The 26,990-nt window shown below is 71.3% G+C and carries 21 protein-coding genes; 13 read left to right on the plus strand and 8 right to left on the minus strand.

From position 1 onward, the window contains the following. Positions 1-13: 13 nt before the first annotated feature. The 3 genes from ACFY0K_RS36920 to ACFY0K_RS36930 all read left to right on the plus strand — a co-directional run bounded on the left by ACFY0K_RS36920 (position 14) and on the right by ACFY0K_RS36930 (position 2,740). The gene (locus ACFY0K_RS36920) at positions 14-1,282 is read left to right on the plus strand and encodes a DUF3103 family protein (protein ID WP_390643523.1); all 1,269 of its coding nucleotides are present in this window, start codon (positions 14-16) and stop codon (positions 1,280-1,282) included. A gap of 83 nt (positions 1,283-1,365) precedes the next feature. Further along, positions 1,366-1,800 carry a VOC family protein gene (locus tag ACFY0K_RS36925; RefSeq protein ID WP_390643524.1) on the plus strand — a complete coding sequence of 145 codons (435 nt, stop codon included), beginning with the start codon at positions 1,366-1,368 and terminating at the stop codon, positions 1,798-1,800. Positions 1,801-2,173: 373 nt separating this feature from the next. After that, positions 2,174-2,740 (plus strand): hypothetical protein, encoded by a 567-nt coding sequence (locus ACFY0K_RS36930; protein ID WP_390643525.1) that lies wholly within the window; start codon positions 2,174-2,176, stop codon positions 2,738-2,740. A gap of 93 nt (positions 2,741-2,833) precedes the next feature. Here the strand turns inward: ACFY0K_RS36930 and ACFY0K_RS36935 are convergent, their stop codons facing one another. Beyond that, complete coding sequence (locus ACFY0K_RS36935; RefSeq protein ID WP_390643526.1) at positions 2,834-3,535, minus strand: TetR/AcrR family transcriptional regulator; 702 nt, start codon at positions 3,533-3,535, stop codon at positions 2,834-2,836. 101 nt (positions 3,536-3,636) lie between these two features. On the opposite strand from ACFY0K_RS36935, the gene ACFY0K_RS36940 reads away from it, so the two are divergent. Continuing rightward, positions 3,637-4,197 carry a hypothetical protein gene (locus ACFY0K_RS36940; protein ID WP_390643527.1) on the plus strand — a complete coding sequence of 187 codons (561 nt, stop codon included), beginning with the start codon at positions 3,637-3,639 and terminating at the stop codon, positions 4,195-4,197. Positions 4,198-4,462: 265 nt separating this feature from the next. Here ACFY0K_RS36940 and mgrA read toward each other — a convergent pair whose 3' ends face one another. Next, positions 4,463-5,506 (minus strand): L-glyceraldehyde 3-phosphate reductase, encoded by a 1,044-nt coding sequence (gene mgrA, locus ACFY0K_RS36945; RefSeq protein ID WP_390643528.1) that lies wholly within the window; start codon positions 5,504-5,506, stop codon positions 4,463-4,465. Positions 5,507-5,843: 337 nt separating this feature from the next. Here mgrA and ACFY0K_RS36950 point away from each other — a divergent pair, with 337 nt between their 5' ends. Next, entirely contained in the window at positions 5,844-8,315 is a 2,472-nt protein-coding gene (locus ACFY0K_RS36950) for an endonuclease/exonuclease/phosphatase family protein (protein WP_390643529.1), read from the plus strand. Positions 8,316-8,426: 111 nt separating this feature from the next. Here the strand turns inward: ACFY0K_RS36950 and ACFY0K_RS36955 are convergent, their stop codons facing one another. Continuing rightward, positions 8,427-9,071 (minus strand): dihydrofolate reductase family protein, encoded by a 645-nt coding sequence (locus tag ACFY0K_RS36955; protein WP_390643530.1) that lies wholly within the window; start codon positions 9,069-9,071, stop codon positions 8,427-8,429. 313 nt (positions 9,072-9,384) lie between these two features. On the opposite strand from ACFY0K_RS36955, the gene ACFY0K_RS36960 reads away from it, so the two are divergent. Then, positions 9,385-11,400: a discoidin domain-containing protein gene (locus ACFY0K_RS36960; protein ID WP_390643687.1), complete on the plus strand. Its 2,016-nt coding sequence runs from the start codon at positions 9,385-9,387 to the stop codon at positions 11,398-11,400. A gap of 110 nt (positions 11,401-11,510) precedes the next feature. Continuing rightward, on the plus strand, positions 11,511-13,049 hold the full coding sequence (locus ACFY0K_RS36965; RefSeq protein WP_390643531.1) for a CHAD domain-containing protein: 1,539 nt from the start codon (positions 11,511-11,513) through the stop codon (positions 13,047-13,049). 123 nt (positions 13,050-13,172) lie between these two features. On the opposite strand, the gene ACFY0K_RS36970 is transcribed toward ACFY0K_RS36965, so the two are convergent. Both ACFY0K_RS36970 and ACFY0K_RS36975 read right to left on the minus strand, forming a co-directional pair. Continuing rightward, positions 13,173-13,700 (minus strand): hypothetical protein, encoded by a 528-nt coding sequence (locus ACFY0K_RS36970; RefSeq protein ID WP_390643532.1) that lies wholly within the window; start codon positions 13,698-13,700, stop codon positions 13,173-13,175. A gap of 128 nt (positions 13,701-13,828) precedes the next feature. After that, positions 13,829-14,533, minus strand: a complete 705-nt coding sequence (locus ACFY0K_RS36975) for an endonuclease (RefSeq protein WP_390643533.1) — start codon at positions 14,531-14,533, stop codon at positions 13,829-13,831. Between the two features lie 595 nt (positions 14,534-15,128). Between ACFY0K_RS36975 and ACFY0K_RS36980 the strand changes: the two genes are divergently transcribed. The 3 genes from ACFY0K_RS36980 to ACFY0K_RS36990 are packed head-to-tail and all read left to right on the plus strand — an operon-like array spanning position 15,129 to position 20,402. Further along, the gene (locus ACFY0K_RS36980) at positions 15,129-15,857 is read left to right on the plus strand and encodes a hypothetical protein (RefSeq protein WP_390643534.1); all 729 of its coding nucleotides are present in this window, start codon (positions 15,129-15,131) and stop codon (positions 15,855-15,857) included. Between the two features lie 22 nt (positions 15,858-15,879). Continuing rightward, entirely contained in the window at positions 15,880-20,175 is a 4,296-nt protein-coding gene (locus ACFY0K_RS36985; protein ID WP_390643535.1) for an HAD-IC family P-type ATPase, read from the plus strand. Beyond that, complete coding sequence (locus ACFY0K_RS36990) at positions 20,172-20,402, plus strand: trehalase-like domain-containing protein (RefSeq protein ID WP_390643536.1); 231 nt, start codon at positions 20,172-20,174, stop codon at positions 20,400-20,402. The genes ACFY0K_RS36985 and ACFY0K_RS36990 overlap by 4 nt, the downstream gene beginning before the upstream one ends. 275 nt (positions 20,403-20,677) lie before the next feature. Here the strand turns inward: ACFY0K_RS36990 and ACFY0K_RS36995 are convergent, their stop codons facing one another. Both ACFY0K_RS36995 and tkt read right to left on the minus strand, forming a co-directional pair. Further along, on the minus strand, positions 20,678-21,394 hold the full coding sequence (locus tag ACFY0K_RS36995) for a hypothetical protein (RefSeq protein WP_390643537.1): 717 nt from the start codon (positions 21,392-21,394) through the stop codon (positions 20,678-20,680). Positions 21,395-21,489: 95 nt separating this feature from the next. Further along, complete coding sequence (gene tkt, locus ACFY0K_RS37000; protein WP_390643688.1) at positions 21,490-23,658, minus strand: transketolase; 2,169 nt, start codon at positions 23,656-23,658, stop codon at positions 21,490-21,492. Between the two features lie 462 nt (positions 23,659-24,120). Here tkt and ACFY0K_RS37005 point away from each other — a divergent pair, with 462 nt between their 5' ends. Both ACFY0K_RS37005 and ACFY0K_RS37010 read left to right on the plus strand, forming a co-directional pair. Continuing rightward, complete coding sequence (locus ACFY0K_RS37005; RefSeq protein WP_093497091.1) at positions 24,121-24,282, plus strand: hydrophobic protein; 162 nt, start codon at positions 24,121-24,123, stop codon at positions 24,280-24,282. A 194-nt stretch (positions 24,283-24,476) separates the two neighbouring features. Then, a complete protein-coding gene (locus tag ACFY0K_RS37010; RefSeq protein ID WP_390643538.1) occupies positions 24,477-24,848 on the plus strand; it encodes a PRC-barrel domain containing protein in 372 nt (123 codons plus the stop codon). A gap of 152 nt (positions 24,849-25,000) precedes the next feature. Here the strand turns inward: ACFY0K_RS37010 and ACFY0K_RS37015 are convergent, their stop codons facing one another. Next, a complete protein-coding gene (locus ACFY0K_RS37015) occupies positions 25,001-25,489 on the minus strand; it encodes a flavin reductase family protein (RefSeq protein ID WP_390643539.1) in 489 nt (162 codons plus the stop codon). Between the two features lie 237 nt (positions 25,490-25,726). On the opposite strand from ACFY0K_RS37015, the gene ACFY0K_RS37020 reads away from it, so the two are divergent. Beyond that, on the plus strand, positions 25,727-26,902 hold the full coding sequence (locus ACFY0K_RS37020; protein ID WP_390643540.1) for a cytochrome P450: 1,176 nt from the start codon (positions 25,727-25,729) through the stop codon (positions 26,900-26,902). The last annotated feature ends 88 nt before the right edge of the window (positions 26,903-26,990 follow it).

A 26,990-nucleotide genomic window follows, 5' to 3' on the forward strand; every position in this document is an offset into this window, starting at 1 on the left:
GCCCATGCATTCCATGCGCGTATATGTCATGTACCGGACAAGCCCCACCTGGGCGGGACCGGACCCCTATGACGGCCGCCCGTTCACCATGGGCGCGGCGGCGACCGACGACACAAGGAGCATGGTGAACAGATCAAGCAGGAGACGCAGCGTTCTCATCGGCGTGATGCTGTCCGCGGTCATCGGCGGCTGCGTCCAGCCGGCGATCGCAGCGCCGGTGCGGGACGCGGGTGACCAGGCCGCGACGTTCCGCACGTCTCCGGTGCTGTCGACGGAACAGGACGTCGCGAAGGCGCTGTCCGCCTCGCTGCGCGACCCGTGGTGGCGCGAGCAGATCCGTGCGGCCGCACTCGGCGGCGCGGACGTGGACCTCCAGGCCCTCGCGAGCAGTACCGCCGCTCCCGAGGGCAGGAACCTCTTCGCCGCCGTGTCCGCCGCGGACCACCGCGTCGCGGCCCTGAAGGGGCTGCCCGCGTCGACCGGCTCGCTGCTGCGCGTCCGGCTGGGCGCGCCGTCCATGCGGTCGCACCTGAAGGCCGGAGTCACCCCCTGGATCGCCGTCGCCGCGGCCGCCGACGACGCCAAGACCATCACGGCGTACGACAGTCAGGGTCACGCCCACGCCGTCGACACCGCGCGCATCCCCGAACGCCCGCTGTACATCCTGGACATCGACGTCACCAAGGCCCACCGGGCCGGCCTGAAGGTGCTGCAGGAGGCCTTCGCCGACAAGGGCCTGACCTCCCTCCCGTCGTCGAAGGCCGCGAACAGCTCCAACGCCGCGAGCACGGCGGGCTGGTGGGCGACCAAGGTCACGGCCGTCGAGGTGAACGACGACAAGGAGCCCTGGTTCAAGGGCGCCGCCGAGATGTTCTCGCTGGTGACCGGCTTCGGCCAGGACGGCAAGGCGCGCGTCGACTCGGTGGACATGCCCTACCTGGACTACGACGGCACCGTCTACTACCCGAACCAGATCCTGGTCAACTGGTCCAACTACAAGTACAACCTGGCCGACGTCGTCATGATGGAGGACGACGACGGCACCAACTACCGTGCCCTGGCGCAGGCGATCACCACGGCGCTGCTCACCGTGACCGACCAGGGCACCTACATCCCGCTGGTGAACGCGGTCCTGAGCGCGATCCCCGACAGCTGGTTCACCGACGACCCCGACTACGTGGAGTCCTGGTACACCCTCGCCCAGAACTCCACGGGCCGGCTGAACGGCGCCTCGGGCAACGGCTGGATGACCGTCGAGCCCTACTTCGTCGAGGAGTTCTAGACCGCACCCCCAGGTGCGGGCCGGCAGCCGCCCGTCCAGGGAAATGAGCGGCGGGCTCCCCGGGTACGGGGTACGGTGCGCCGATGTCAGCGATCAAGAAGTTCCAAGTCACCTTCGACTGCGCAGAACCTGAGCGCGTCGCCCGCTTCTGGTGCGAAGTGCTGGGGTACGTCATGCCGTCGCCACCGGAGGGGTTCGCCACCTGGGACGACTACAACCGCAGCCTGCCTCCGGAGAAGCGGGGATCATGGTCCGCCTGCAGTGATCCCTCAGGTGCGGGCCCGCGCCTGTACTTCCAGCGCGTCCCCGAAGGCAAGGTCGTCAAGAACCGGGTGCATCTCGACGTCCGGGTCGGCACCGGGCTCGTGGGGGACGAGCGCCTCGCCGTGCTCGAAGCCGAGTGCGCGCGACTGGTCGCGCTCGGCGCGACCCACGTGCAGACGTTGTACGCCGACGAGGAGAACGAGTCCTGCATCCCGATGCTGGACATCGAGGGCAACGAGTTCTGCATCGACTGAACATTCATCGAGCCCGGGGGAGGCGGGACGCCACCTCCCCCGGGCCTCTCTGGTCGCGCGTGGGGCGGGGACACCCCGCGACAGATGAGCCGTCCGCCCTCGGCACCCGCGCCGAGCTGACCGGGAGCCTCACGCTCGCCCGGGACATCGCCCCGCGGGACGGGATCAGTCCGGCCGAGGGCTGAGCAGGCGGCCATCGAGCCAGGGGCTCTGCCCGGAGGCGGGCCGTGGGCTCGCCGTACCATCGAAGAGCGATCGACGGGTTTCCGCGGCCTGGGCCGCACGCCCGCGCGCTGCCCGTACGACGCGATCGGCAGCACGGTCCCCGACGGCGTCGGCCCGGGCCGTGACCTGCTATCAGGGACAGGCAAGGATGAGCGAGCAGAGCAACCCCACCGCCACGACGGACAAGACGTTCTCACCGGACGGTCCCACACTGCGCCGCCGCCACCGGCGGGCGGTGGGGCAACTTGCCCTGTGCGTGTTGGTGCTCGTCCCGTGGACCGTCTACCTGGCCGTCTCGTTGCCCGACCGCTTCGAGGCCCGGTACTGGCCCATGGTGTGGGTGGGCTTCGACGTCATGCTGCTCGTGTCGCTGGCCGGCGCCGGGGTGGCCGTCTGGCTGCGGCGGCAGATCCTGGTGCCGATGTCCTTCGTGGCAGCCACGCTCCTGGTCTGCGACGCCTGGTTCGACGTCTCCCTGAGCTGGGGGCGAGGCGACGTGTGGGGGAGCATGGCCTCGGCCGTGCTGGTGGAGCTGCCGCTCGCCGTCCTGCTCGTCATGCGCGCACGCCGGGTGCTCAAGATCTCGGCTCGGCTGGCCTGGCAACGACTCGGACTGGCGGGCGAACCTCCACCGCTGTACAGGTTGCCACTTTTTGTCACTCTGGCGTCCCCGAGCGGCATCCAATCGGACTTGAAGGAAGCCGAGGACGCCTGACGGCCTCGGGAGGCACCCGGCCGGATCCGTTCCGTGCTGTGCCCGCCCGGCCGGCCCCTGTCCGCACCGTGGCCGGTCGCGCGCCGGCCGCGGTCACGCGCTGGGGGGCGGTGAGCACGCGATGTCGGAGACCGTCGTGCCCGACGGGGAGACCTGACCGGATGCCGAGGCGGTGCCCTCGTCCTGCCCGCGGGCGGCGTGGATCCGCAGCAGTCCTTCGATGCCGCGCAGCAAGGTCTCGCCGGCCATGACGGGGTCGCCCAGGTAGCCGGCGCTCATCGCGCCGTCGCGGAGCATGACGAAGTGCCGCCCGGCGTACTCGGCCTGCACGGCCGTGATCTCGGCGAACAGTCCGGTGACCGTCTTAAGGAACCATGCGCGGTGTTGCACGACGGCCCGGTGGACCGGGTGCTCGGGATCGGGGAATTCCGCTGCCGCGTTGAGGAAGGCGCATCCGCGGTAGCCGGGCGAACGGATCTGCTCGACCAGGGACGCACCGATGCCCCGCAGGACGCCGTCGGCCGGCACCTCCGCGGCCGTCAGCGAGCCGATCTGGGCGCGGATCGCCTGGTCGACGCTTTCGATGTAGGCGACGGCAAGGTCCTCCTTGCTGCGGAAGTGGCGGTAGAAGGTGGCGTTGGTGACCTTCGACTCGGCCACCAGACGGTCGACCCCGACCTTATGGATGCCCTCCGCGTAGAAGAGCTGCCCGGCAGTCCTCAGGAGCCGTTCCCGGGCCTCGGAGACTCGCCTGCCTGTGCCTGTGCCGGCTTCCGTCTTTGCCATGCCGTCCATTGTAGGGGGTAGAACGCTCTCTCTTGTTTTCGCGGAGGCGCTGTGCCAGGCTGCCGCGAAGAGAGAACGCTCTCTCTCCCTCGCAGACACTGGAGAACCCCATGGCATCCACCACTGCCTCCGCCGAGTCCGTCGGGGCCATGCCGGCCCTGCGCCGGCTGTACATCGTCCGCTTCGTCTTCGCCGCCGTGTGGGCCGCGCTCCTGCTGGTGTCCGGCTCCGAGCTCACCTTCGGCGCCAAGCTGCTGCTGTTCCTCTATCCCGCCTTCGACGTGGCCGCGGCAGTCGTCGACGCCAGGTCGGCGCGCGCTGCCGCGCCGGTCAGGGGTCTGTACGCCAACATGGCCGTCAGTGCGCTCGCCGCCGTCGGTGTCGTGGTCGCCAGCACCTCGGGCGTCGCCGACGTATTGCGCGTCTGGGGTGCGTGGGCGGTCGTCTCCGGCCTCATCCAGCTCCTCGTGGGCGTCGCGCGACGCTCGATGGGCGGCCAGTGGGCCATGATCCTCAGCGGCGGCATCTCCGTCCTCGCCGGCGCGAACTTCATCCGAAGCGCCACACAGGACGCCCCCTCGCTGGCCACCCTCGCCGGCTACGCCACGCTCGGCGGGATCTTCTTCCTCGCCTCGGCGATCCGTCTGTCCCGCTCGATCAGCAGGAGCTGAGGGGCCTGGTGGTCCCGTCGGCGATCGTGGCCCCGAAGGAGACGCCGGGCCCGCTCACCGGGCCGAGGTGGACCGGGCAGAGGTGACAGTGGGGGGTGGGGCTTCTCGTGTGGCCCGACACGCTCGCCGCCCCCGACGCGGGGCCCGGCATCGTCCCCGGCAGGCCGGAGCAGTCCCCCCACATCCGGAAGGCGTGCCCCTGCCGGCCCCGGAGCCAAGGCCGCGTCGGCCGTCGTGCGGGCCGTCGGCCGACGCGTGTACGGCCTCAGTTCATCTGGCCGGTCCGGGCGTCGTGCCACAGATCGACGCCGCCTTCGACGGCGTACGTGTCGATCTCGGCCAGCTCCTCGGCGGTGAACTCCAGGTTCTCCAGCGCGGCGACGTTCTGCTCGAGCTGCTCGGTACGGGACGCGCCGATGACCAGCGACGTGACCCGCCGGTCCCGCAGTGCCCAGGCGAGCGCCATCTGCGCGAGGGTCTGCCCACGGCGCTGGGCGATGGAGTTGAGCGCGCGCAGCCTGTCCAGCATGTCGTCCGACAGCCAGTCCGCGTCGAACGACGTGCCGGCCGCGGCTCGCGAGCCCTCCGGGATGCCGTCGAGGTAGCGCCCGGTGAGCAGGCCCTGCGCGAGCGCGGTGAACCCGATGACGCCGAAGCCCTCTTCCTGCGCCGCGTCGAGCAGCCCGTCCGTCTCGATCCAGCGGTTCACCATGCTGTACGACGGCTGGTGGATGAGGAGAGGCGTCCCCAGCTCCCGCAGGATCGCGGCGGCCTGCCGGGTGCGCTCGGCGTCGTACGAGGAGATGCCGACGTACAGGGCCTTGCCCTGGCGGACGGCGGTGTCCAGCGCGCCCATCGTCTCCTCGAGGGGCGTGCCGGCGTCCAGGCGGTGGGAGTAGAAGATGTCGACGTAGTCGAGGCCCATGCGCTGCAGGGACTGGTCGAGGGAGGCCAGCAGGTACTTCCGGGAGCCGCCGCCCTGGCCGTAGGGGCCGGGCCACATGTCCCAGCCGGCCTTCGTGGAGACGACCAGCTCGTCCCGGTACGGTGCGAGGTCCTGCTTCAGCAGCCGCCCGAAGTTGAGTTCCGCGGAGCCGTAGGGCGGCCCGTAGTTGTTGGCGAGGTCGTGGTGGGTGATTCCCAGGTCGAAGGCGCGCAGGGCGATGTCCCGCTGGCTCTCGAACGACCGGTCGTCGCCGAAGTTGTGCCAGTAGCCCAGGGACAGGACGGGCAGGTCGAGGCCCGAACGCCCGGTGCGCCGGTAGCGCATCGTGCCGTTGTACCGCTCGGGGTCCGCGACGTGGTTCATGGGGGTCTCCGCAGGTGACAGTGGGTTTCGTACCGTTCGTGGGGTGAACGTGCCTACTGTGCCCCGGCTTGATTTCCGAGTCCAACAGCTCAGGCACATCGCATTCATCGGTGTCACTTCTCAAAGAGCCCTCGCGGAGCGAGCCGTGGCCGCCGGGACACACGGGAACATCACGGCACCGAACCGGAATACCGGACCTCCGTTTGTGTCTCAGAGTTCATCTCCCAAGTATTGGGGGCCTGTTGTCTACGCGCGTATCTTGTGCTGGTCGTACGCCCGGGCGGGCCCGGTCGCGCATGTATTCACGTCACGCCGTCTGTATGAAGGAGACCCCTCCGTGTCGCACCCCTCATCCGAGGCCGCCGCGCCGAGTCCGCGCCCCTCCAGACGCAAGCGCGCCCTGCCCTACGGCATCGCGGGCGCCGTCGTGCTCGCCACGGCCGGTCTGAGCATCAACGCCATGGCCGCCTCGCACGAGGCGCTGATCGCCGAGGTCTACGGAGGCGGCGGCAACTCGGGCGCCACGTACACCAACGACTTCGTCGAGCTGGCCAACGCCGGCAGCGGCTCGGTCGACCTGAGCGGCTACAGCGTCCAGTACCTGCCGGGCACGCCGACCGCCTCCTCCAAGTGGCAGTCGACCCCGCTCACCGGCTCGCTCGCCGGAGGCGGCCGCTACCTGGTCCAGGAGGCCGCGGGCACGGGCGGCACCAAGGCGCTGCCGACTCCCGACGCGACCGGCTCGATCAACATGTCCGGCACCAACGGCACCGTCGCGCTGGTCACCGGCAGCGACCCGCTGACCTGCCTCACCGCCGCCGACTGCCAGGCCGACTCGCGGGTCAAGGACCTGGTCGGCTTCGGCACCGCGGTGGTGCACGAGGGCAACGGCGCCGCGGCCGGTGCCAGTAACACCGCGTCCGTGGCCCGCGCGGCCACCCTCGCCGACACCGACGACAACGCCGCGGACTTCACCGCGGGCGATCCGTCCCCGCAGAACTCCGCGGACACCGGCGGCGGCACGACCCCGACCGACCCGGCGAGCACGCCGCCCGCCACCACCCCGCCGGCCACCCCGGCGAAGATCCACGACATCCAGGGCGACGCCCGCATCTCGCCGCTCAACGGCAAGACCGTCTCCGGTGTCACCGGCATCGTCACGGGCGTCCGCTCGTACGGCTCCTCGCGGGGCTACTGGGTCCAGGACCCCAACCCCGACGCCGACCCCCGTACCAGCGAGGGCATCTTCGTCTTCACCGGCTCCACCACGCCCACCGTGCAGGTCGGCGACAGCGTCTCCCTCGACGCCACGGTCCAGGAGTACTACCCGGGCGGCCAGGACACCGGCATCCAGTCCGTCACCGAACTGACCAAGGCCTCCGTGAACGTCGTGTCGAGCGGCAACGCCGTGCCGGCCCCGGTCGTCCTCGACGAGCACTCGGTGCCCGAGCAGTTCGCCCCGCAGGCGGGCGGCGCGAGCATCGAGAACCTGCCGCTGCGCCCCGACGAGTACGCCCTCGACACCTACGAGTCGCTGGAGGGCATGAACGTCCGCATCGGCGGCAGCCGGGTGGTCGGCGCGACCGACCCGTACTCGGAGATGTGGGTGACCGTCCAGCCGGACCAGAACCCCACCAAGCGGGGCGGCACCCTCTACACGGGCTACGACGACCCCAACTCGGGCCGGCTGATGGTCCAGTCGCTGATCCCGACCGCCCAGCAGGCGTTCCCCGTGGCGAACGTGGGCGACACACTGGAGGGCACCACCGAAGGTCCGCTGGACTACAACCAGTTCGCCGGCACCTACGCGGTGCAGGCCCGCACCATCGGCACCGTCCGCAGCGGCGGCATCAAGCCCGAGGTGACGGCGAAGCAGAGCTCCTCGCAGGTGAGCGTCGCCACGTACAACGTGGAGAACCTCGCGCCGGGCAACGCGCAGTCGAAGTTCGACGCGCTCGCCAAGGGCCTGGTGACGAACCTGCGTTCGCCCGACATCGTCGCCCTGGAGGAGATCCAGGACAACAGCGGCGCCACCGACGACGGCACGGTCGCCGCCGACAAGACGCTCGGCAAGCTGGTCGACGCGATCGTCGCGGCCGGCGGCCCGCGCTACGAGTGGCGGCAGATCGACCCCGTCAACGACAAGGACGGCGGCCAGCCGGGCGGCAACATCCGCCAGGCGTTCCTGTTCAACCCCGACCGCGTGCAGTTCGACGACCGGCCGGGCGGCGACTCCACGACGGCCGTCGGTGTCACCGGCACCGGCGCGGACACGCACCTGACCGCGTCGCCGGGCCGGATCGCGCCCACCGACAGCGCGTGGACCGACTCGCGCAAGCCGCTCGCGGGCGAGTTCACCTTCCGCGGCAAGACGCTGTTCGTCATCGCCAACCACTTCAACAGCAAGGGCGGCGACCAGGCGATCGACAGCCGTTTCCAGCCGCCGGTACGCAGTTCCGAGGCGCAGCGCAACCGGCAGGCCCTGGTGGAGCGGGAGTTCGTCGAGTCGCTGGAGAAGGCGAACCCCAAGGCGGACCTGGTCGTCCTGGGCGACCTGAACGACTACCAGTTCTCGCCCGCGGCGACCTCGCTGACGGTGAACGGCGAGATCCTCACCGACCTGGTGAACACCCTGCCCCTCAAGGAGCGTTACTCGTACGTCTACGAGGGCAACTCCCAGGTCCTCGACCACATTCTGGTCAGCCCGGGTCTGAAGCACGGCGCCGACTACGACGTGGTGCACATCAACAGCGAGTTCGCCGACCAGACCAGCGACCACGACCCGCAGATCGTCCGCGTGAAGCCGTAACGGCACATCGCGCCGCCCGACCGCAGCCCGGTCGTCCCGCAAGGGGCGACCGGGCTGCGTCGCGGCGGAGTCCGCGCACTCACCGCCGGCGGCGGTCCGGGCCTGCTCGTGTCACCTTCGCCAGAACAGGTGGTGCGTCACCCCGCTCGGGCTGGGCACGACCTCCAGGTGGAACCGGTCGAGCAGTTCGTCGGGGGATTTCCAGAGCCGTAGCCCGGACCCGAACGTCACCGGCGAGACCACGACATGCAGGGTGTCCACGAGGTCGGCATCGAGGAACTGCCGGACGGTGGTGACCCCGCCGCCCAGTCGGACGTCCTTGCCCTGCGCCGCTTCCCGGGCCCGTTCGAGAACCGTGGCCGGGGCACCGTCGACGAAGTGGAACGTGGTGTCGGAGAGCGTGAACGAGGGACGCTCGTGGTGGGTCATGACGAACACCGGAGTGCGGAACGGGGGCTCCTCGCCCCACCAGCCGCGCCACTCGTGGTCCTGCCAGGGCCCGCGCTGGGGCCCGAACTTGTTGCGGCCCATGATCTCGGCCCCGATGTTGCGCGGGAAGTCCCGCGTGAAGTAGTCGTCCAGGCCCCGGCTCCCCCCGGGATCCGTGCGCATGGGCCAGCTGGCCGTGGCTCCGGCCCAGGAGAACAGCCGTTCCGCACCGTCGAGGCCGAACGGCCTCTCCAGACTCTGATGCTCACCGGCACCGATGCCGTCACTCGAGACCATGAAGTTCATGACTCTCAGCAATTGATCCATGCGCGTCCTCACCGAACCCTGTCGTGTCATCGTGCGGCCCAGCGCCCCACACCATGACGTCGAACAGCATGCGGCCGGATCGACAGCGGCACACGACTTTCTTCCAGCGTGTCGCGAAGCGCCCCCGCCGGCGCGATGTCGGGTCGGGCGTCCCGGGCACTTGACTCCGTCGGCGAGCGGCATGATCCTCGTCCCAGGTATTGCGCGGTTCATGACAACCCCATGGTTTCGTCAATCGCGCCCTCTCGCCGACCGAGGGACGTGGACCGTGACGCCGACCGGACGCCCGCACCGCGGACGCAAGAACGTCACCATGCTGTCGCTGCTGCTCCTGGTGCTGACCATGGCCCTCGGGCCGACCCCGAGCTCCGCGGCCGGCGGCGACTGGTGGATCCCGGCCGCGCGACCCGCCCCGGACGTCCGGATCGACGTCACCGGCGAGCCGTTCACCGGCACGAACCCGGCCGGAGCAGTGCGGGGGTTCGTCGACGCCCACAACCACCTGTTCGGCAACGAGGCCTTCGGGGGCCGCCTGATCTGCGGCAAGGTCTTCTCCGAGGCCGGTGTCGCCGACGCCCTCAAGGACTGCCCCGAGCACTACCCCGACGGCACCCTCGCCCTCTTCGACTACATCACCCACGGCGGTGACGGCAAGCACGACCCGGTCGGCTGGCCGACCTTCGAGGACTGGCCCGCGTACGACTCCATGACGCACCAGGCCGACTACTACGCCTGGGTGGAGCGGGCCTGGCGGGGCGGCCAGCGCGTGCTCGTCAACGACCTCGTCACCAACGGCATGATCTGCTCCGTCTACCCCTTCAAGGACCGCAGCTGTGACGAGATGACCTCGATCCGGCTGCAGGCGAGGATGACCTACGACCTCCAGGCCTACGTCGACACGATGTACGGCGGCACCGGCAAGGGCTGGTTCCGGATCGTCACCGACAGCGCCCAGGCGCGCCAGGTCGTCGAAGAGGGCAAACTCGCCGTCGTCCTCGGGGTCGAGACCTCCGAACCCTTCGGCTGCAAGCAGATCCTCGACATCCCGCAGTGCAGCAAGGAGGACATCGACAAGGGCCTCGACGAGCTCTACGCACTCGGCGTCCGCTCCATGTTCCTCTGCCACAAGTTCGACAACGCGCTGTGCGGCGTCCGCTTCGACTCCGGCGGCCTCGGAACGGCCATCGACGTCGGCCAGTTCCTGTCCACCGGCACCTTCTGGCAGACCGAGAAGTGCACCGGCCCGCAACACGACAACCCCATCGGCAACGCCTCCTCGGCGGCGGAGGCGGACCTGCCGGCGGGCGTGACCGTCCCCTCGTACGGCTCGGACGCACAGTGCAACAAGCGCGGCCTCACCGATCTCGGCGAGTACGCCGTGCGCGGCATGATGCAGCGCAAGATGATGCTGGAGATCGACCACATGGGCGTCAAGGCCGTCGGCCAGGCCCTCGACATCCTGGAGTCGGCGTCCTACCCCGGCGTGATCTCCTCGCACAGCTGGATGGACCTGAACTGGACCGAGCGGGTCTACTCCCTCGGCGGCTTCGTCGCCCAGTACATGCACGGCTCCGAGAGCTTCGTCGCGGAAGCCGCCCGGACCAAGGCGCTGCGCGACAAGTACGACGTGGGCTACGGCTACGGCACCGACTTCAACGGCATCGGCGACCACCCCGCCCCGCGCGGCGCGGACGCGGCGAACAAGGTGACCTACCCCTTCAGGAGCGTCGACGGCGGCTCCGTCATCGACAGGCAGACCTCCGGCGCGCGCACCTTCGACATCAACACCGACGGCGCGGCCCACGTCGGCATGATCCCCGACTGGATCGAGGACATCCGGCAGATCGGCGGCCAGGACGTGGTGAACGACCTGTTCCGGGGCGCCGAGTCCTACCTCGACACCTGGCGGGCCACGGAACAGCACCAGGCCTCGGTCGACCTCGCCAAGGGACAGCCGGCCACGGCCAGTTCGTCCGAGTCGAACCCGTTCACCAGCTACCGGCCGGGCCGCGCCGTGGACGGCGACGGCTCGACCCGCTGGGCCGGCGACTGGAGCGACGACCAGTGGTGGCAGGTCGACCTGGGCTCCGCCCACCTCGTCTCCCGGGTGACACTGGACTGGGAACGCGCCTACGGCAGGTCGTACCGCGTCGAACTCTCCACCGACGGCACGAACTGGCAGACCGCCTGGTCCACCACGACCGGCGACGGCGGCCTCGACACGGCCCGCTTCACCGGCACCCCGGCCCGCTACGTCCGCATCCACGGCCTCCACCGCGGCACCGACTGGGGGTACTCGCTGTACGAGGTCCAAGTCCACAGCGCCTGAAGCGACTCGCGGGCCCGTGCGGCCGTCCGAGGGCCAGGTTGCCGGCGGCCGTACCGGTGGGCTTGCCCACGAGGACGTTTGTCCCGGGCGCACAGGTGTACGCGCAGGACATGACCGACACGAAGCAGGAAACAGAGCGGAAGTACGACGCTCCGTCGGCTGACGGCACGACTTGGCTGCCCGACCTCACCGGGGTGGGCGACATCGTGTCCGTCGTGGACCGGGGCACCAAGGATTTGGACGCCGTGTACTACGACACGGACGACCTGCGCCTGGCCGGTGCCTCGGCCGCGCTCAGGCGAAGGACGGGCGGAACCGACGCGGGCTGGCATCTGAAACTGCCGCTCGCCGGGGACAGCCGGGAAGAGGTGCAGGCCCCGCTGTCCGACACCCTTCCGGACGCTCTGCGCGACCTGGCCCTTTCCCGTACCCGGGGAGCGGATGTGCGGCCGGTCGTCCGGATCCGTTCCAGGCGCGGCCTGTGGCAGCTCGTCGGTTCCGGGAACGCGGTCCTCGCGGAGCTGAGCATCGACGCGGTGCGCGCCGAGTCACTGCTGGTCACCAACACGACGGCCGCCTGGACCGAGCTGGAGGTCGAACTCGCGGCGGACACCGACCCGGCGCTTTTGGACGTCGTGGACAAAGCGCTGCGCAAGAGCGGCGTAAGCCGTGCCCACTCGCCGTCCAAGCTGGCCCGGGCTCTGGAGGAGACGACGGTGGGGGCACCCCGTCTGCGGGGCGGGCGCGTCGCCGAGACCGTGGTGCCCGGATCGGCCGGCGAAGCCGTCCTCGGCCATGTGGAAGAGCAGATTCGCACCCTGGTGAGCCTGGACCCCGCGGTACGGCGTGACGTACCCGACTCGGTGCACAAGATGCGCGTCGCATGCAGGCGGCTGCGCAGCGTCCTGCGCTCCTACCGGTCCGTCCTCGACCGCAGGGCCACCGATCCCGTCCGCGAAGAAATCAAGTGGCTGGGAAACGAACTGGGTGCGGAACGCGACCAGGAGGTGCTCCGGAAGCGGTTGGGTTCGAGGATCGACGCGCTGCCTGCGGAACTGGTCTTCGGTCCCGTCGCCGCACGGCTACAGGTGTGGGACATCAACAACAGCTCCGAGGCCCACCAGCGCACCCTCGACGCCCTGAACTCACCCCGTTACCTCGCCCTCCTGGACTCCCTGGCAGCGCTGACTGAACAGCCCCCGCTACGCCGCAGGGCCACCCGCGAACCGCAGAACGTCATGGCCAAGGCCATCCTCAAGGAATACGACCGTCTCGCCGGCCGCGTTTCCTACGCGCTGGAACTCTCGCCGGGGCCGGAACGCGACACCGCCCTCCACGAAGCCCGTAAGGCGGCCAAGAAGACGAGGTATGCCACCGAGCCGGCACGCGACGCGCTCGGCAAACCCGCCAAGCGCCTGCGCAAGCGCGTCAAAGCCGTCCAGAAGGTGCTCGGGGACCATCAGGACAGCGTCGTGGCCAGGGACGCCCTGCGCAAGCTGACCCTGGCGGCACACGCGGCCGACGAACCCTCCTTTGTCTGGGGCCTGTTGTACGGACATGAGCAGGCCGAGGCCGCCAGGCTCGAACGGGAGCTGCCGACGGCGTGGGCGGACGCTTCCCGGCGCGATCCGCACAGGACGCTCAACTAGCGACCGGCAGGCGGCCGCGCCCGCGGCCCAGGCCCTGGCGGAGCCCCGGCGCGTCCCGCTCTCCCGGGCACCTGCCGGGGCGAGGCTCCTGCCGCCCGTAAGGGTGCAGACCTGGGCTCCGCGTCAGCCGGTGAGCAACACGTCCCGGACCGCTGTGACGCGCAGCTCCTCGAGCGTGCTCGTCTGCCGCTCGGCTCGCGCCATCAGCCTGTCGAGTTCCTGCTCGTCGAGGCGGCCGTCAGCCTCGGCCAGGGCGCGCAGGGTGCGCCAGCCGAGCTCCTTGCCCTTCACCCCCAGCCGGAGGAATTCAAGTTCGACGACCAGCGTCAGAGGTGAACGCCGGAAGAGGCGCCCGTTGCTCTTCAGACGCCCCAGCCGCTCTGCCGCGCCGGATGCCGCGACCTTGTAGCGGCGCGGCGGCACGTCCAGGCTTCGCATGATGCGCAGCAGGGTCTGACGGTCCTCGGCGATCTCGGCCGCGAGGTGCCGCAGTGGTTCCGCGTATGGCGGGTCGCGGTGCGATCGGGCCATGAACTGGGAGCGCCCGGCTCCGACCGTGGAACCTGCCAGGTGGTCGTTGAGGTAGATCCCCAGCAGGTCCATGCGGACCTTGCGGAGCTGCGGGCGGGTGCCCGGCATCGGTGTCGTCATGCTCGTCCCCTTACTTCTCTTCTCACTTCTCTTCGCCCACGTGCGGTCGCGTCGTACGAGTACCCGGACAGCGACCGGCGCCCCCTGACGGTGCGCACTGATGCCGAGCTGTGCGCCCGGCGGCCCTGTCAGCCCGGACACGACGCGCTGCGTTCGTGATCCGCGGTTGTGGGCCCGGTCTCGAGAGACCTGGCAGTGACGTCCTCCGCGACCCGCTTGTCGAGCGCGGACCGCACCAGGCCGGCCGCAAGCGCCGGGTAGTCCTTCTCCTGTGCCAGGCGGGCGATGGCGTTCGGGGATTTCGGGAGCCCGAGCCGGGCGGCGCCCTGGAGGGCCTTGGCGTCGAAGTACGGCGCGGCCTCGGGCCAGACGCCCTGTGCCTCCCGCAGGAAGATGTCCGCGCCGGCAGGTCCGATGCCAGGTAGTTCGCGCAGCAGGCGCTTGCATTCCCCGACGTCGCCGCCGGCGGCCTGACGGAGCCTGCGCAGGTCACCGCCGTACCGCTCCAGCAGCCGCTCGGCCACTTCGCCGAGCTGGGTGGCGGTGCGTTCGTCGTAGCGGCGGTAGTGGCCCTTGCCGAGGGCGTCCACGCGCTGCTGCCAGGTGGCTTCGCTCATGCGCTTCGGGTTGCGCATCCCGTCGTCGAACAGGGCACGCGCGGCGTCCGTGGCCACGGACGCCCTGATCCGCGCGCTGAGCAGGTGGGCGAGCACGAGCAATTGGTAGAGGGGCTGCGGCGTGTCGCGCAGTTTCACGCCCGCCTCTCGCGCGTAGGTCTGCCCGTGGGCAATGAGCAGGGCCCTGGTCCTGGCTCGTTCCGTCGCGGTCGGCATGATCGCATCACTCCTTGTCACCCGGTCGGGGCGTCTTCCACGATTGCGTCGAGCGCTCGCCGGCCGTGGTGAGGGAACGGCGACACTTCGCAGGGGCGGAGCGGCTCGAAGCCGCCAGCGGTCGGCGGGTCAAGGTACGCCGTCAGGCACGACTGACCGGCCAAGTAGGCGAGAGGGTCGGCTGGCGCTGCCCGAATCGGTGCCTGGGCGGTCAAATCGGTCACTGCGCGGTCACCTGCCGGGTGCCCGTGCGGCCGGTGTGAAAACGACGAGCCGCTGCATGGTGCTCCCTCCCCGGCGCCGAGCACCCGATGAACGCGCGCAACCGAACGGGAGCACCTACGGACGGCGAACCGGTCCTGGTCGTCGGGCGCAGGCTCATGCAGCTGCGCGAGGTCTGCGCAGTGGACGGCGCGTCTCGCCTCTTCGTGTCTGTCCGGTCGGCCCTGCCGCACCGGGTCTCCACACCCCCGCGGGACGTAGCTCCTCGTGCGCGCAATTCGTCATGAAATGTCTGGCTAATTCGGGATGGTTGATGTGTTCAGGGGCACTCAGCAGGCAGAGAACGTGATCCCTGCATCGACGAGGAGTAGCCATGGCTGAGCAGAAGTCGTCCTCGGCCGTTACCGTGCCCCTGCGCAACGCGGCCTCGGCGGCGCGCCGGGTTCCCGGCGTCGGGGTCATGAGCAAGGCCGCCGAGGAGACACTGGACAAGATCGGAGCCGTGTCGCCCCGAAGTCGCCGGCTGGCCGTGTACGCCGGAGCCGGGGTGCTGGGTGTGGCCGGAGTGGTGGAGTGGCCGGTCGCGCTGACCGGTGCGGCGGTGGCCTGGCTGACCCAGTCCCGGCCCGCACCGAGCGCGGAGACCTCGCACCCGCAGCTGCACGAAGAGCTGCACGAAGAGGAGACGGAGGGCACGGGCCACGGTGCCTATGTGGCCATGGGTGACTCGGCCGTGGCCGGGCAGCAGATCCCGAGTGCTCCGGGGCCCGTGAGGGAGGACGAGATACCCGCCGGCAGCGGGACGCGGCCCAGTGGGGTGACGTCACCGCCGGACGAACCGGTCGCACCCGAGACCGGTCTGGCGAAGACACCGGCCGAACAGGCCGCGGCACACGCTGACCAGACCGCACAGCCCGCGCCACCGGCCGCCTTCCCGGCCACCCCGCCCACCGACCCGCTCACCCCACCAGCCCCTCCCGCCGACGCGGCGACGCCTCCGGCGGACGCGGCGACACCTCCCGCGGATGCGGATGCGGATGCGCTGCCCGCGGACGAAGGGCCGTCGCCCACCGGCCCGACCATCACACCGCCCACCAGCTGACGTGAGCCGGGGCTGATACGCGATGACGCTCGGGTTGCCGACCTTGCCGACCTTGCCGTCCGTCGCGGCACGGACCCTGTCCGCGGCCCCCCGGCTGCTGGCCATGGCCGCAGCGCCGGGGGTGGGCGCGGTCGCGGGGGCGGCGGCCGGGGCCGCGCGGGCCGGCGTCAGGAGCCTGGACACGGCCTCGCGGATGTCGCGGGCCACGCGCAACGCGCTGCTCGGGTCCGAGCAGCGGTGGCGGTCCGGCGCCCGGGCGCACTTCGCGCTGCGGGCGGCCGACGGGGAGCAGGCACGGGCCGCGGGCGGCCTGCCCCGGCTCGCCGGACATGTCGCCACGGCACTTGCCGAGCATCCGGACGTCCTGTTCGCCTACTGGGACGAGGGGCTCGGCCGTCTGGTGGTGGCCGCGGCCGAGGAAACGGTCGCCGACGAGGTGATGGCACGCGCTGCCGACCTCGCCGCCCGGCACGGTCTCGTCGCGGTCGACGCCGACGCCGACGGGGTCACGCACCCTGCCGACCCGGCCGGAATCCGGGCGGCGCTGGCCACGCTCACGGCCGACCTGGTCGGGACCGGCATCGGCGTCGCCGCGTACGCCCTGCGGCTGCCCCCGACGCCGCGCGCGGTGACCGCGGTGGTGACGGTGCTGCGGGAGAACCCGCGCTTCCGTGGCCTGCTCCGCGCCCACCTGGGCGCCGACGCCATGGACCTCCTGCTGACCTGCGCGAACGCCGCCGCGCACGGGGCGGGTCAGACGCCGGCCGCGCTGCTGCTCGACGGGGCGCTGCGCGCCTGCCGGCTCGCGGACACGACGGCGCGGGCGGCCGCCTTCGAGCTGTTCCACGACGAACTGTGCCGTCCGAGCCGGCCGAGCATCGGCGACGGCGGCCATCCGCGCCCGGCCCTGCGCACCACCCCGGCCCAGGACTACGCCACGCACGCCTTCGCCGGCAGTGTGCTGGGCGCGGCGGCCACCCTGCTGGTCAAGCACGACGTCGCCGAGGCGGCGGAGGCGGTGCTCGCGGGCTCTCCGAAGGCCGCCCGGTACGGGCCGACCGCCTTCGAGGCGGTGCTCAGCGCCGTACTGGCCCGGTCGGGGCTGCTCTTCCGTGATCCGGAGCGGCTGCGGGAGCTGGAGCTGGCAGGCACGATCGTCCTGCACCCCAGTGCGGTGTGCACCGAGGACGGGGAGACCGACCCCTGGACGGAGCCGGTGCTGGACGCGGCCCGGCGCGCCGGACTGCGGGTCGTGCTCGTGGACGACCCCTCGCTGGAGGACTTCACCGGCCTCGCCGACCAGGTGGTCGACGCCCGACGGCCGCTGGACGACGTGGTGTGCTCCCTGCCCGAGGACTCCGGCGCGGTGATCACGGTGGCCCGGCTGTGGTCCGACCGGGGGCACGGAGTGCTGTCCGGGCTGCTCGCCGGCGACATCGCGCTCGCGCTCACCGACGCCGACAGCGCGGTCGTCTGGAGCGCCGACGCGCTCGCCCTGCACGGACTGCCCGACGTGTGGCGGCTGCTGACCGCGATACCGGCCGCGCGCCGGGTGGGCCGGCACGCACAGATCCTGGCCCGCTCGGGTGCCGCGCTCTCCGGGCTGCTGGTGGCCGTCGGCGGGTCGCGGAGCGGCCGCGGCAGACTGGCCGCGCTGCCGGGACTGCGGCACGCGCCGGTGGACGCCGCCGCCGCGACCTCACTGATGTCGGGTGCCGTGGCGGCCCTGCGCGTGGCGAGGGCCGAGGTCCCGCACCCCAGGGCCCGGGTGCACTGGCACGAACTCGGCCCACGGGAAGCCCTGCGGCGGCTGGAGCAGGAGCGGCGGACGGCACCCCCCGAGGAGCAGCAGGCCGCCGAGCCGTCCCGGAACCCGCTGCTCGGGCCGGTGCGGTGGACTCGGCGGATCGCCGGAGCCGTGCGGAGCGAACTGGACGACCCGCTGACACCGGTGCTGGCCGTGGGCTCGGCCGCGTCCGCGATCGTCGGCTCGGCCGTGGACGCGCTACTGGTGGTAGGCGCCCTCGACCTGAACGCGCTGATCGGCGCGATCCAGCGGCTGCGGGCCGAACAGGCCGTGTCCGGGCTGCTCGCCGAGCAGAAGCGGCAGGCCCGGGTGGCCGATTCCCCCGATGAGCCGGACACGCACACCGTGGACGCGGCACGCCTGGCCCCGGGCGACGTCATCGACCTGCACACGGACGACGTGGTGCCGGCCGACGCCCGGGTGCTGTCGGAGGACGGACTGGAGGTCGACGAGTCCGCGCTGACCGGGGAGTCGGTACCGACGGAGAAGCACACCGCAGCGACCCCCCACGTACCGGTGGCCGACCGGCACTCCATGGTCTTCGAAGGCACGACGGTGGCGGCCGGCCACGCCCGCGCGGTCGTTGTCGACACCGGCGAGCGCACCGAGGCAGCCCGCGCCGTCCACCTGGCCGCGCGCACGCCCCCGGCCGGCGGAGTACAGGCGCGGTTGCACGAACTCACCGCTCACGCACTGCCGTTGACCTTGGGCGGCGGCGCCGCGGTCACCGGCCTCGCCCTGCTGCGCGGGACCCCGATCCGGGAGGCGGTCAGCGGGGGCGTGGCCGTCGCCGTGGCCGCCGTACCGGAGGGGCTGCCGCTGGTGGCGACGGTGGCCCAGCTGGCCGCCGCCCGGCGGCTCAGCCAGGGCGGGGTGCTGGTCCGGGCACCTCGTGCGCTGGAGGCGCTCGGCCGGATGGACACCATCTGCTTCGACAAGACCGGAACACTCACCGAGAACGCCCTGCGCCTGGTGAAGGTGGCCGACGCCGAAGGGCGGAGCCACCGGGCACAGGACGAGGCGGCTGCGGACATCCTGCGCGTCGCGGCCCGGGCCTGCCCCCAGGTCGGCGACGGCGACAGCCCGCCGGAACACGCCACCGACGCGGCGGTCCTGGACTCGGCCGGACCTGACCCCGCATGGGAGGAGTCGGAGGCGCTTCCGTTCGAGGCGGCCCGCGGCTATGCCGCCGCAGTCGGCCGGCCCGGAGACGGACCGCTCCTGCTGGTGGTGAAGGGGGCGCCGGAAACCGTGCTGCCCGCATGCTCCGGCCTCCCCGCACACGCCTCGGAGACGGCACAGGCACTGGCCGCCGGGGGACTGCGCGTCCTGGCCGTCGCCGAGCGCCGCCTCGGCGACGCCGAGACCGCTTCGGGTGTCCTCGAACAGCCCCTGGAGCGACTGGAGTTCATCGGTCTGCTCGGTCTCGCGGACACTCCGCGCGAGACCTCCACGGCCCTGGTGCGCAGCCTGCACGAGGAGGGCATACGTCCGGTGATGCTCACCGGCGACCATCCGCAGACCGCCCGTTCGATCGCCGCCGAGTTGGGCTGGCCCGAGGACACGGTCGTGGTGACCGGCGACGACCTCGCGGCCGCCGACCGGGCGGGCAGGGCCCGCATGCTCCGTGACGCGGGTGTGGTGGCGCGCGTGGCACCGGAGCAGAAACTCCAGGTCGTCGAGGCGCTGCGGGATGCGGGGCGGGTTGTCGGCATGGTCGGCGACGGCGCGAACGACGCGGCGGCGATCCGAGCCGCCGACATCGGCGTGGGCATCAACGCCCGGGGCTCCGCGGCCGCCCGTAACGCCGCCGACCTCGTCCTCACCGACGACGACCTGACGGTACTGATCGACGCCGTGTGCGAGGGCAGGGCGCTGTGGCACAGCGTCGCGGACGCCATCGCCATCCTCATCGGCGGCAACGCGGGCGAGATCGGCTTCGGTGTCCTGGGCACGCTGCTGGCCGGCCGGGCTCCGCTGTCCACCCGCCAGATGCTGCTGGTCAACCTCCTCACCGACCTGTTCCCGGCCATGGCGGTGGCGGTGACACCTCAGGGGACGGAGGCGCAGCCGGGCCCCGGAGCACCGTCGGCCGTGCTGGGAGCGCCGCTGCTCCGGCAGATCCGGCACCGTGCGGTGACGACCAGTGCGGGTGCGCTCATGGCCTGGCTCATCGGCCGGGCCACGCCCGGCACAGCGCGTCGCTCCAGCACGATGGCGCTGGCCGCGGTGGTCGGCACCCAGCTCGCCCAGACCCTGCTGGACCGCCGTGACAGCGCGTTGGTTCGTCTTGCCGCCCTCGGCTCGGCCGCCGTTCTGCTCGCGCTCATCGAGACACCGGGAGTCAGCCGCTTCTTCGGCTGCACCCCGTTGGGCCCGGTCGCCCTGGCCGCGGTGACCGCGTCGATCGCCCTGGCAGTCTGGGGCCAGCGCGCTCTGCCCTTCCTGGAGAGGACCGTCGCCGACCTGGTGCCCTCGGATGGACAGGCCCAAGACGCCCAAGACGGGTGAGCCGCGAGCACGTCGCGTACCCGCCGCAGGTGCTGTACGACTACGCCTTCCTCGCCGACGGCGAGCGCGAGGCACTGGTCGGCCCGCGCGGGGAGATCTGCTGGCTGTGCGCTCCCCGGAGGCACAGCGGCGCGGTGTTCTCCACCCTCATCGGTGGCTCCGGCCCCTACGCCGTCACACCCAGGGGGCGCTTCGTCCCCGGCGGACACTACGAGGAGCGCCCCTGATCTGGCGCAGCCGCTGGCGCCCAGCCGGCGGAGTGCCGAGACGGCGGGACGGGGAGACGAGAGTGCCGTGGCCGCAGCCGGCAGGTGCCCGGTCGCTTCCCGGCGCAGCAGGGTCGGGCCCACAAGTGCGCCCACCGCAGTCCCTGGCGCGCGCGTCAACCGGGACAGGTGCCGACCAACAGGCGGTGGTACCCGATCGACATGTACGTCCCCGACGACGGACCGGGTCCACGATCAACACCCCGGCGAACGCGCCGCACAGTTTTCCAGGGCCGTCAGCGCAGAATGCTGACCGCGCGGGCGATCACGAGGAGCGACGTCAGGAGGGCGGCGACGCTCTCGACGCTCATCAGGAACTTGGCGCGTGAGGAGAGCGGCATGGTGTCCGTGGGGCTGAAGGCCGTGGAGTTGGTCACCGACACGTAGAGGTAGTCCATCAGCGTGGGCACCCAGTCAGAGGTCTTGCTGGAGCCGTCGGAGATCTCCTGGACGGCGTCGTCGTTCTCGTCCTGTGAGAATCGGAAGTCGGCCAACGGCAGTTCCTCACGGGGCGCTTGGGTCCGGCTGACCGGGCCGCCGCGGTCCAGTTCCCAGTAGGCCAGACCGAAGACGATGACGTTGGTGAGCCAGATCTGCAACGAGGCCACCAGCAGTTCCCGGCCGTCCTTCACTCCGGCGGACACCAGGTCGTGGATCAGGGTTCCCAGCGCGAGGAGGTTGCTCGCCGCGATCACGGCCACCAGCGTCAGTGAGAGCACGCGGAACGCCCGCGTCTGCCGGGTCAGACGTCGTGGATTGATCGCTACGAGGGGTATGAGCAGGACCCCTTCCAGGGCGGGCAGTACGTAGCGGGGAGCGATCAGGAGCCGTTGCGGCAGAAACAGGTACAGCGCGATGGCGATGAGGGTCGCTGCAACGCCTGGCAGCCGGGCCTCTCCCCGGCGTTCGTGCCGCGGATGTCTGAACCGGGCCTCTTCGCGGCTTCGTGGCATGATCCGTCCTCCGCTCCGTCCTCACCTGGGCATGGAAATCGGCTCGTCCGCATCACGGTGCGCCTCGGAAGGGCCCGGGACCGGCGTGGGAGATGTCAGGGGCGGTCCAGGGTGCCGCCGCTGGTGGGGGCGGAGGTGTGGCGGTGGCCGCCGGGGCGCGGGGCACGGTGGGCGTCGCGGATGCTGTCGCGGGCGGCTGTGGCGACCGCCTCGGGCGTGATGCCGAACTCCGAGTACAGGCGCTCGTAGTCGGCGGAGGCGCCGTAGTGCTCCAGGCTGACGATCCGTCCGGCGTCGCCGACGACATCCCGCCAGCCCTGGCCCACGGCGGCCTCGACGCTGACCCGGGCCCGCACGGCGGGCGGGAGGACTTCGTCCTGGTAGGCAGGGGGCTGGGCGGCGAACCATTCCCGGCAGGGCATCGACACGACCCGCACCGAGAGGCCGTCGCTCTCCAGCAGCGTGCGGGCAGCCAGGGCGATGTGCACCTCGGAGCCGGTCGCCACGAGGATGACATCCGGGGTCGTACCGCCCCCGGCCGTGTCGGCGAGGACGTAGCCGCCGCGGGCGGCGTGCCGGGCGGGGGCGTGCGCGGTGCTGCCGCGGTCCAGTACGGGTACGTTCTGCCGTGTCAGGACGAGTGCGGCTGGACGGTCCCCGTGTTCGAGTACGGTGCGCCAGCAGACGGTGGTCTCGTTCGCGTCGGCGGGGCGGACCACGTCCAGGCCCGGGACGGCTCGAAGGGCAGCCAGGTGTTCCACGGGCTGGTGAGTGGGGCCGTCCTCGCCCAGGCCGATCGAGTCGTGGGTCCACACGTAGATGGTGGGCAGTTTCATCAGGGCGGCCAGGCGTACGGCTGGCCGCATGTAGTCCGAGAAGGTCAGGAACGTGCCGCCGTAGGGGCGGGTCAGACTCTGCAGGGCGATGCCGTTGAGGATCGCGCCCATGGCGTGCTCTCGGACACCGAAGTGCAGGGTGCGACCGTAGGGGCCGCCCTTCCAGTCGTTGGTCTGACGCCCGGCGGGCACGAAGGACGGCGCGCCGTCCATGGTGGTGTTGTTGCTCCCGGCCAGATCGGCCGAGCCGCCCCACAACTCCGGCAGGACCGGGGCGAGCGCGCTGAGCACCTTGCCCGACGCGGCGCGGGTGGCCGTTCCCTCGGAGTCGGCGGGGAAGTCGGGCAGGGCCTCGGTCCAGCCGTCGGGCAGCCGCTGCGCCTGGAGGCGGTCCAGCAGCGCGGCACGCTCGGGGTTGGCCGACCGCCAGGCCGCGAACGCCTCGTCCCACTCGGCGTGGGCCTGCCGCCCGCGGTCCGCGGCCTCGCGGGTGCGCGCGAGCACGGCGTCTTCCACGGCGAAGTGCTGCTCGGGGTCGAAGCCCAGCAGCCGCTTGGTCGCGGCGACCTCGTCCTCGCCGAGCGCGGAGCCGTGTGCCTTGCCGGTGTTCTGCTTGGTGGGGGAGGGCCAGCCGATCAGGGTGCGCAGCATGATCAGTGAGGGGCGGCCGTCTTCGGCTTGTGCGGCGCGGATGGCGGTCAGCAGGGTGTCGACGTCCTCGACGTAGCTGCCGGTGCGCGTCCAGTCGACGGTCTGCACGTGCCAGCCGTAGGCGGCGAAGCGGGCGGGGACGTCCTCGCTGAAGGCGACGTCGGTGTCGTCCTCGATCGAGATGTGGTTGGAGTCGTAGAAGACGACGAGGTTGCCCAGTTCCTGGTGGCCGGCGATGGAGGCGGCCTCGCCGGTGACGCCTTCCATCATGTCGCCGTCGGAGGCGACGACATAGACGTGGTGGTCGAAGGGGCTGCTGCCCGGCTCGGCGTCGGGGTCGAGCAGACCGCGTTCGCGCCGGGCCGCCATCGCCATGCCGACCGCGCCGGCCAGCCCCTGGCCCAGCGGGCCCGTGGTGATCTCGACGCCTCGGGTGTGACGGTGTTCGGGGTGGCCAGGGGTGGCCGAACCCCAGGTGCGGTACGCCTCCAGGTCCGACAGCTGCAGGCCGTAGCCGGTCAGGTAGAGCTGGATGTAGAGAGTCAGGCTGGAGTGCCCGCAGGAGAGCACGAACCGGTCGCGGCCCAGCCACTGGTCGTCGCCCGGGTCGTGCCGCATGACGTTCTGGAACAGCAGGTGCGCCAGTGGGGCGAGGCTCATGGCCGTGCCGGGATGGCCGTTGCCGGCCTTCTGCACCGCGTCGGCCGCCAGCACCCGGACGGTGTCCACCGCCCGTACGTCCGTCGCGTCCCACCCCGTGTGCTCCGTCAGGGGCATCGTCACGGACCGGCCAGGTAGCGTCGCACGGGCGGACTGGTCACTTGTCATTCCGTTGCTCCTCGCACATACCGGTAGTTGCTTCTGCCGTTCATGGGCCGCCGATCGGAGCCGGGCCCCACCTTGGCGTTTGTCCGGCGCGTCCCGCGGTACGCGGGTGTGTGTTTTCGCCGGTGGAGTAGGGAAAGTTGATCGGCACCCACGCCCCGGCTACCCCTGGCAGCGCGTCCGACTCATCCGAAGCGTGTCTGTTCGCCGCGCTCGGCCACGTCGAGTGGGGGCGTGTCGCACCGCGCCCCGCGGAATTCGACGACGTGACCGAGGAGGCGGGTACTCACCCACACGAGCCGCCGAATCGTGACACCGGCCACGCTCCATGGACGGCTCGACAAGATCCTGTAACGGACTCCCAGGCGTGGACGCGGAATTGGCGGGCACACGGCGGTTCGGAGGTTGATAACCATGGTCCCCCTGCTTCTCGTTCTCCTGCTGGCCCTGCTTCTCTTCGGCGCGGGTTTCGCGCTGAAAATTCTCTGGTGGGTCGCGATCGTGGTGCTTGTTCTGTGGCTCGTCGGTTTCGTCGCACGCCCGAAGGGCGGAAGTGGCCGCTGGTATCGCTGGTAGTTGACGGGCGAAAAGGCCTCCCGGGCGAGGCCGGCGAGAACTGCGAATCTGGCTTGAACACGGGGCGTGCCACCCGGGAGGGCGGGCACTCGCAACCGAGGCGGGCGATGAATCCGCTGTGTACGGCGTACGGAAAAGGAGGATCGGCGGGAAATCCCTGTCGTCCTCCGTTTACCGGAGGAGTTGTCTTTCGCGTGACTGAGAATGTGTGGAGTTACAGGTCGACCGCGGGCCGTCTGACGGGCGCCGACCTCACCGGCTACAAGGTCGAGGCCACGGACGGCAGCATCGGCAAGGTCGACAAGCACTCCGACGAGGTCGACGACGCCTACCTGGTGGTCGACACCGGTGTCTGGATCTTCGGCAAGGAGGTCATGCTGCCGGCGAGCACGGTCGAGAGCATCGACCCGGCCGAGAAGAAGATCTTCGTCGGCCTCACCAAGCAACAGATCAAGGACGCCCCGGAGTTCGACCGGGAGAAGCATCTCGGCGACCAGGGCTACCGTGACGAACTGGGCACGTACTACGGCGCGGGCGGCGCCCCGTTCGGCCGCCCGCAGGTGTGAGCCTGCGCCCACTCTGAGCACCACGGCCCCGGGACCCTCTGACGAGTCCCGGGGCTCTCGTGTGCGCAGTGCGAGCTCGCCGCCCCCTGCCGTGGCCGGTTCCGGCCGTGGCAGGGTGGCCGGGCAGACCGGGGTTCCGCTCGGCCGATGGCTCAGTCGGCCGGGTGGCCTGGGGTGATGTCATGGGTATGGTGCAGCGTCAGCAGAGGAGTTCGGCTGCCCGTGAGGCGTTCCGCTGCCTCCGGAGCGAGCAGGAAGCCGACGTGGTCGCCGCCGTCGACCCGGTTCTCCACGCGGCCGACGAACCAGGCCGGGGCCTCGTCGAGGATCAGTGATCCGCCCGGTCCTCGATGCCACGGGACCTGGGTGAACTTGTCGGTACGGTCGCCGGTCTCGCCGCCGAAGAGCCGGGCCAGTCGGTGCTGGTCGGTACGGAGGAGATGGACCGCCAGACGATCGGCACGCTCGGCCACCCGGCACGTGCGGTTGGCTCTGGACAGCCAGACCATGAACCGGGCGGGCTGAATCGAGCACTGCGAAGCGAACCCGACCAGGCAGCCGGCTGCTTCCTCGCCGGCCTGCGCAGTCACGACGTACATCGGATAGTCGAGCAGGTCGGTGAAGGGATCAAGAACGGTCACGACACTCGGCTTCCTTCTGAGGAAAACGGTTCTGGTACGCGTTCCCCGGTGTGGACGCGCCGACCGGGTCTGCCCTCCAAGGTTCGCCCGTAAGGCGCCCCTCGATGGAGACGCGCCACGGGTGCGTCCGGTGACATGCTCGGGTCGCGCGCTGCGAGGTGTACGTGTCCCCTGGGCACGAACCGCGTGATTACGATGCCCCGTGAACCGTTTCCCTTCTCCCGGCAGGACAGCGCGATGAGCACCGCCGAGACGTTCCCCCTCGGCGCCTCGACCACGCTCGCCGAACTCGCCCGGGACCCGCACCCGCGGCTGGCACTGCTCCGCGCGCACGAGCCGGTGTCGTGGCTGCCCGAGCTGAACGGCTGGCTGGTCACCCGCCGCGACCTCGGGCTGGACGTGATGAGGGACTCCGCCACCTTCACCGTCGACGACCCCCGCTTCACCACCGCCCAGGTCGTCGGTCCGAGCATGCTGTCCCTGGACGGTGCCGCGCACGCCCGCCACCGCGAGCCCTTCGCGGCACCCTTCCGGCCCCGAAGGGTGCACGACAACTTCGCCGCGTTCATAGAACGGGAGACCGACCGCCTCATCACCGCACTGGAACCCGGGGGCGAAGCCGAACTGCGCCGCGCCTTCGCCGGACCGCTCGCGGTGGCCGTCGTCACCGACGCCCTCGGGCTGGTCGGGACGACCACCGACACGGTGCTCTCCTGGTACGACGCCATCGTGCGGTCGGTCTCGGACATCACCGAGGGCCTGGCGGCGGGCCCGGCGGGACCCGCCGCCTACGCACAGCTGCGGGCCGCCGTCGAGGAAACCGTCGCCGACCCGCACGCCTCCTCGCTCCTCGTCTCCGCCGCCGGGCAACTGGACGTGCCCGAAGTGGCCTCCAACGCGGCGGTGCTGATGTTCGGCGGCATCGAGACGACCGAGGCGATGATCACCAACGCCGTGCTCCACCTGCTGCAGAACCCCGCCCAACTCGCTTTGGTGCAGGCCGATTCCGGCCTGCTGGACGGAGCCGTCGAGGAGTCCCTGCGGCTGGAGCCCGGCGCGGCTGTGGTGGACCGCTACGCCACCCGCGACACCGTGCTCGGCCCGGCCGCCATCCGCCGCGGCGACCTCGTCAGCGTCTCTCTGACCGGCGCCAACCGCGATCCGGCCGTCTTCACCGACCCGGACCGGTTCGACGTCCGCCGCGCCGAAGCCCGCCTTCAACTGGCCTTCGCCCACGGCCCCCACCACTGCCTCGCCGCCCACCTGGCCCGCCTGGAAACCCGCATCGCCCTGCAACGCCTGCTCGAACGCCTCCCCGGACTCCGCCTCGACCCGCAGCGGCCCGCCGCCCCGCACGGCCTGGTCTTCCGCAAGCCGGCCGCCCTCCACGTGCGCTGGGACGTTCCGGCCTGAGGACCCTCGACGACCGCTTCACCCTTCTGCCTCGGCGACAGCGGGACGGACCTCCTGGCGTGCTGCGGACGCTCTGCGACGCCGGGCG

Origin of the sequence: Streptomyces sp. NPDC001507 (assembly GCF_042894765.1) — a bacterium.
In the GTDB taxonomy this organism is placed as follows: domain Bacteria; phylum Actinomycetota; class Actinomycetes; order Streptomycetales; family Streptomycetaceae; genus Streptomyces.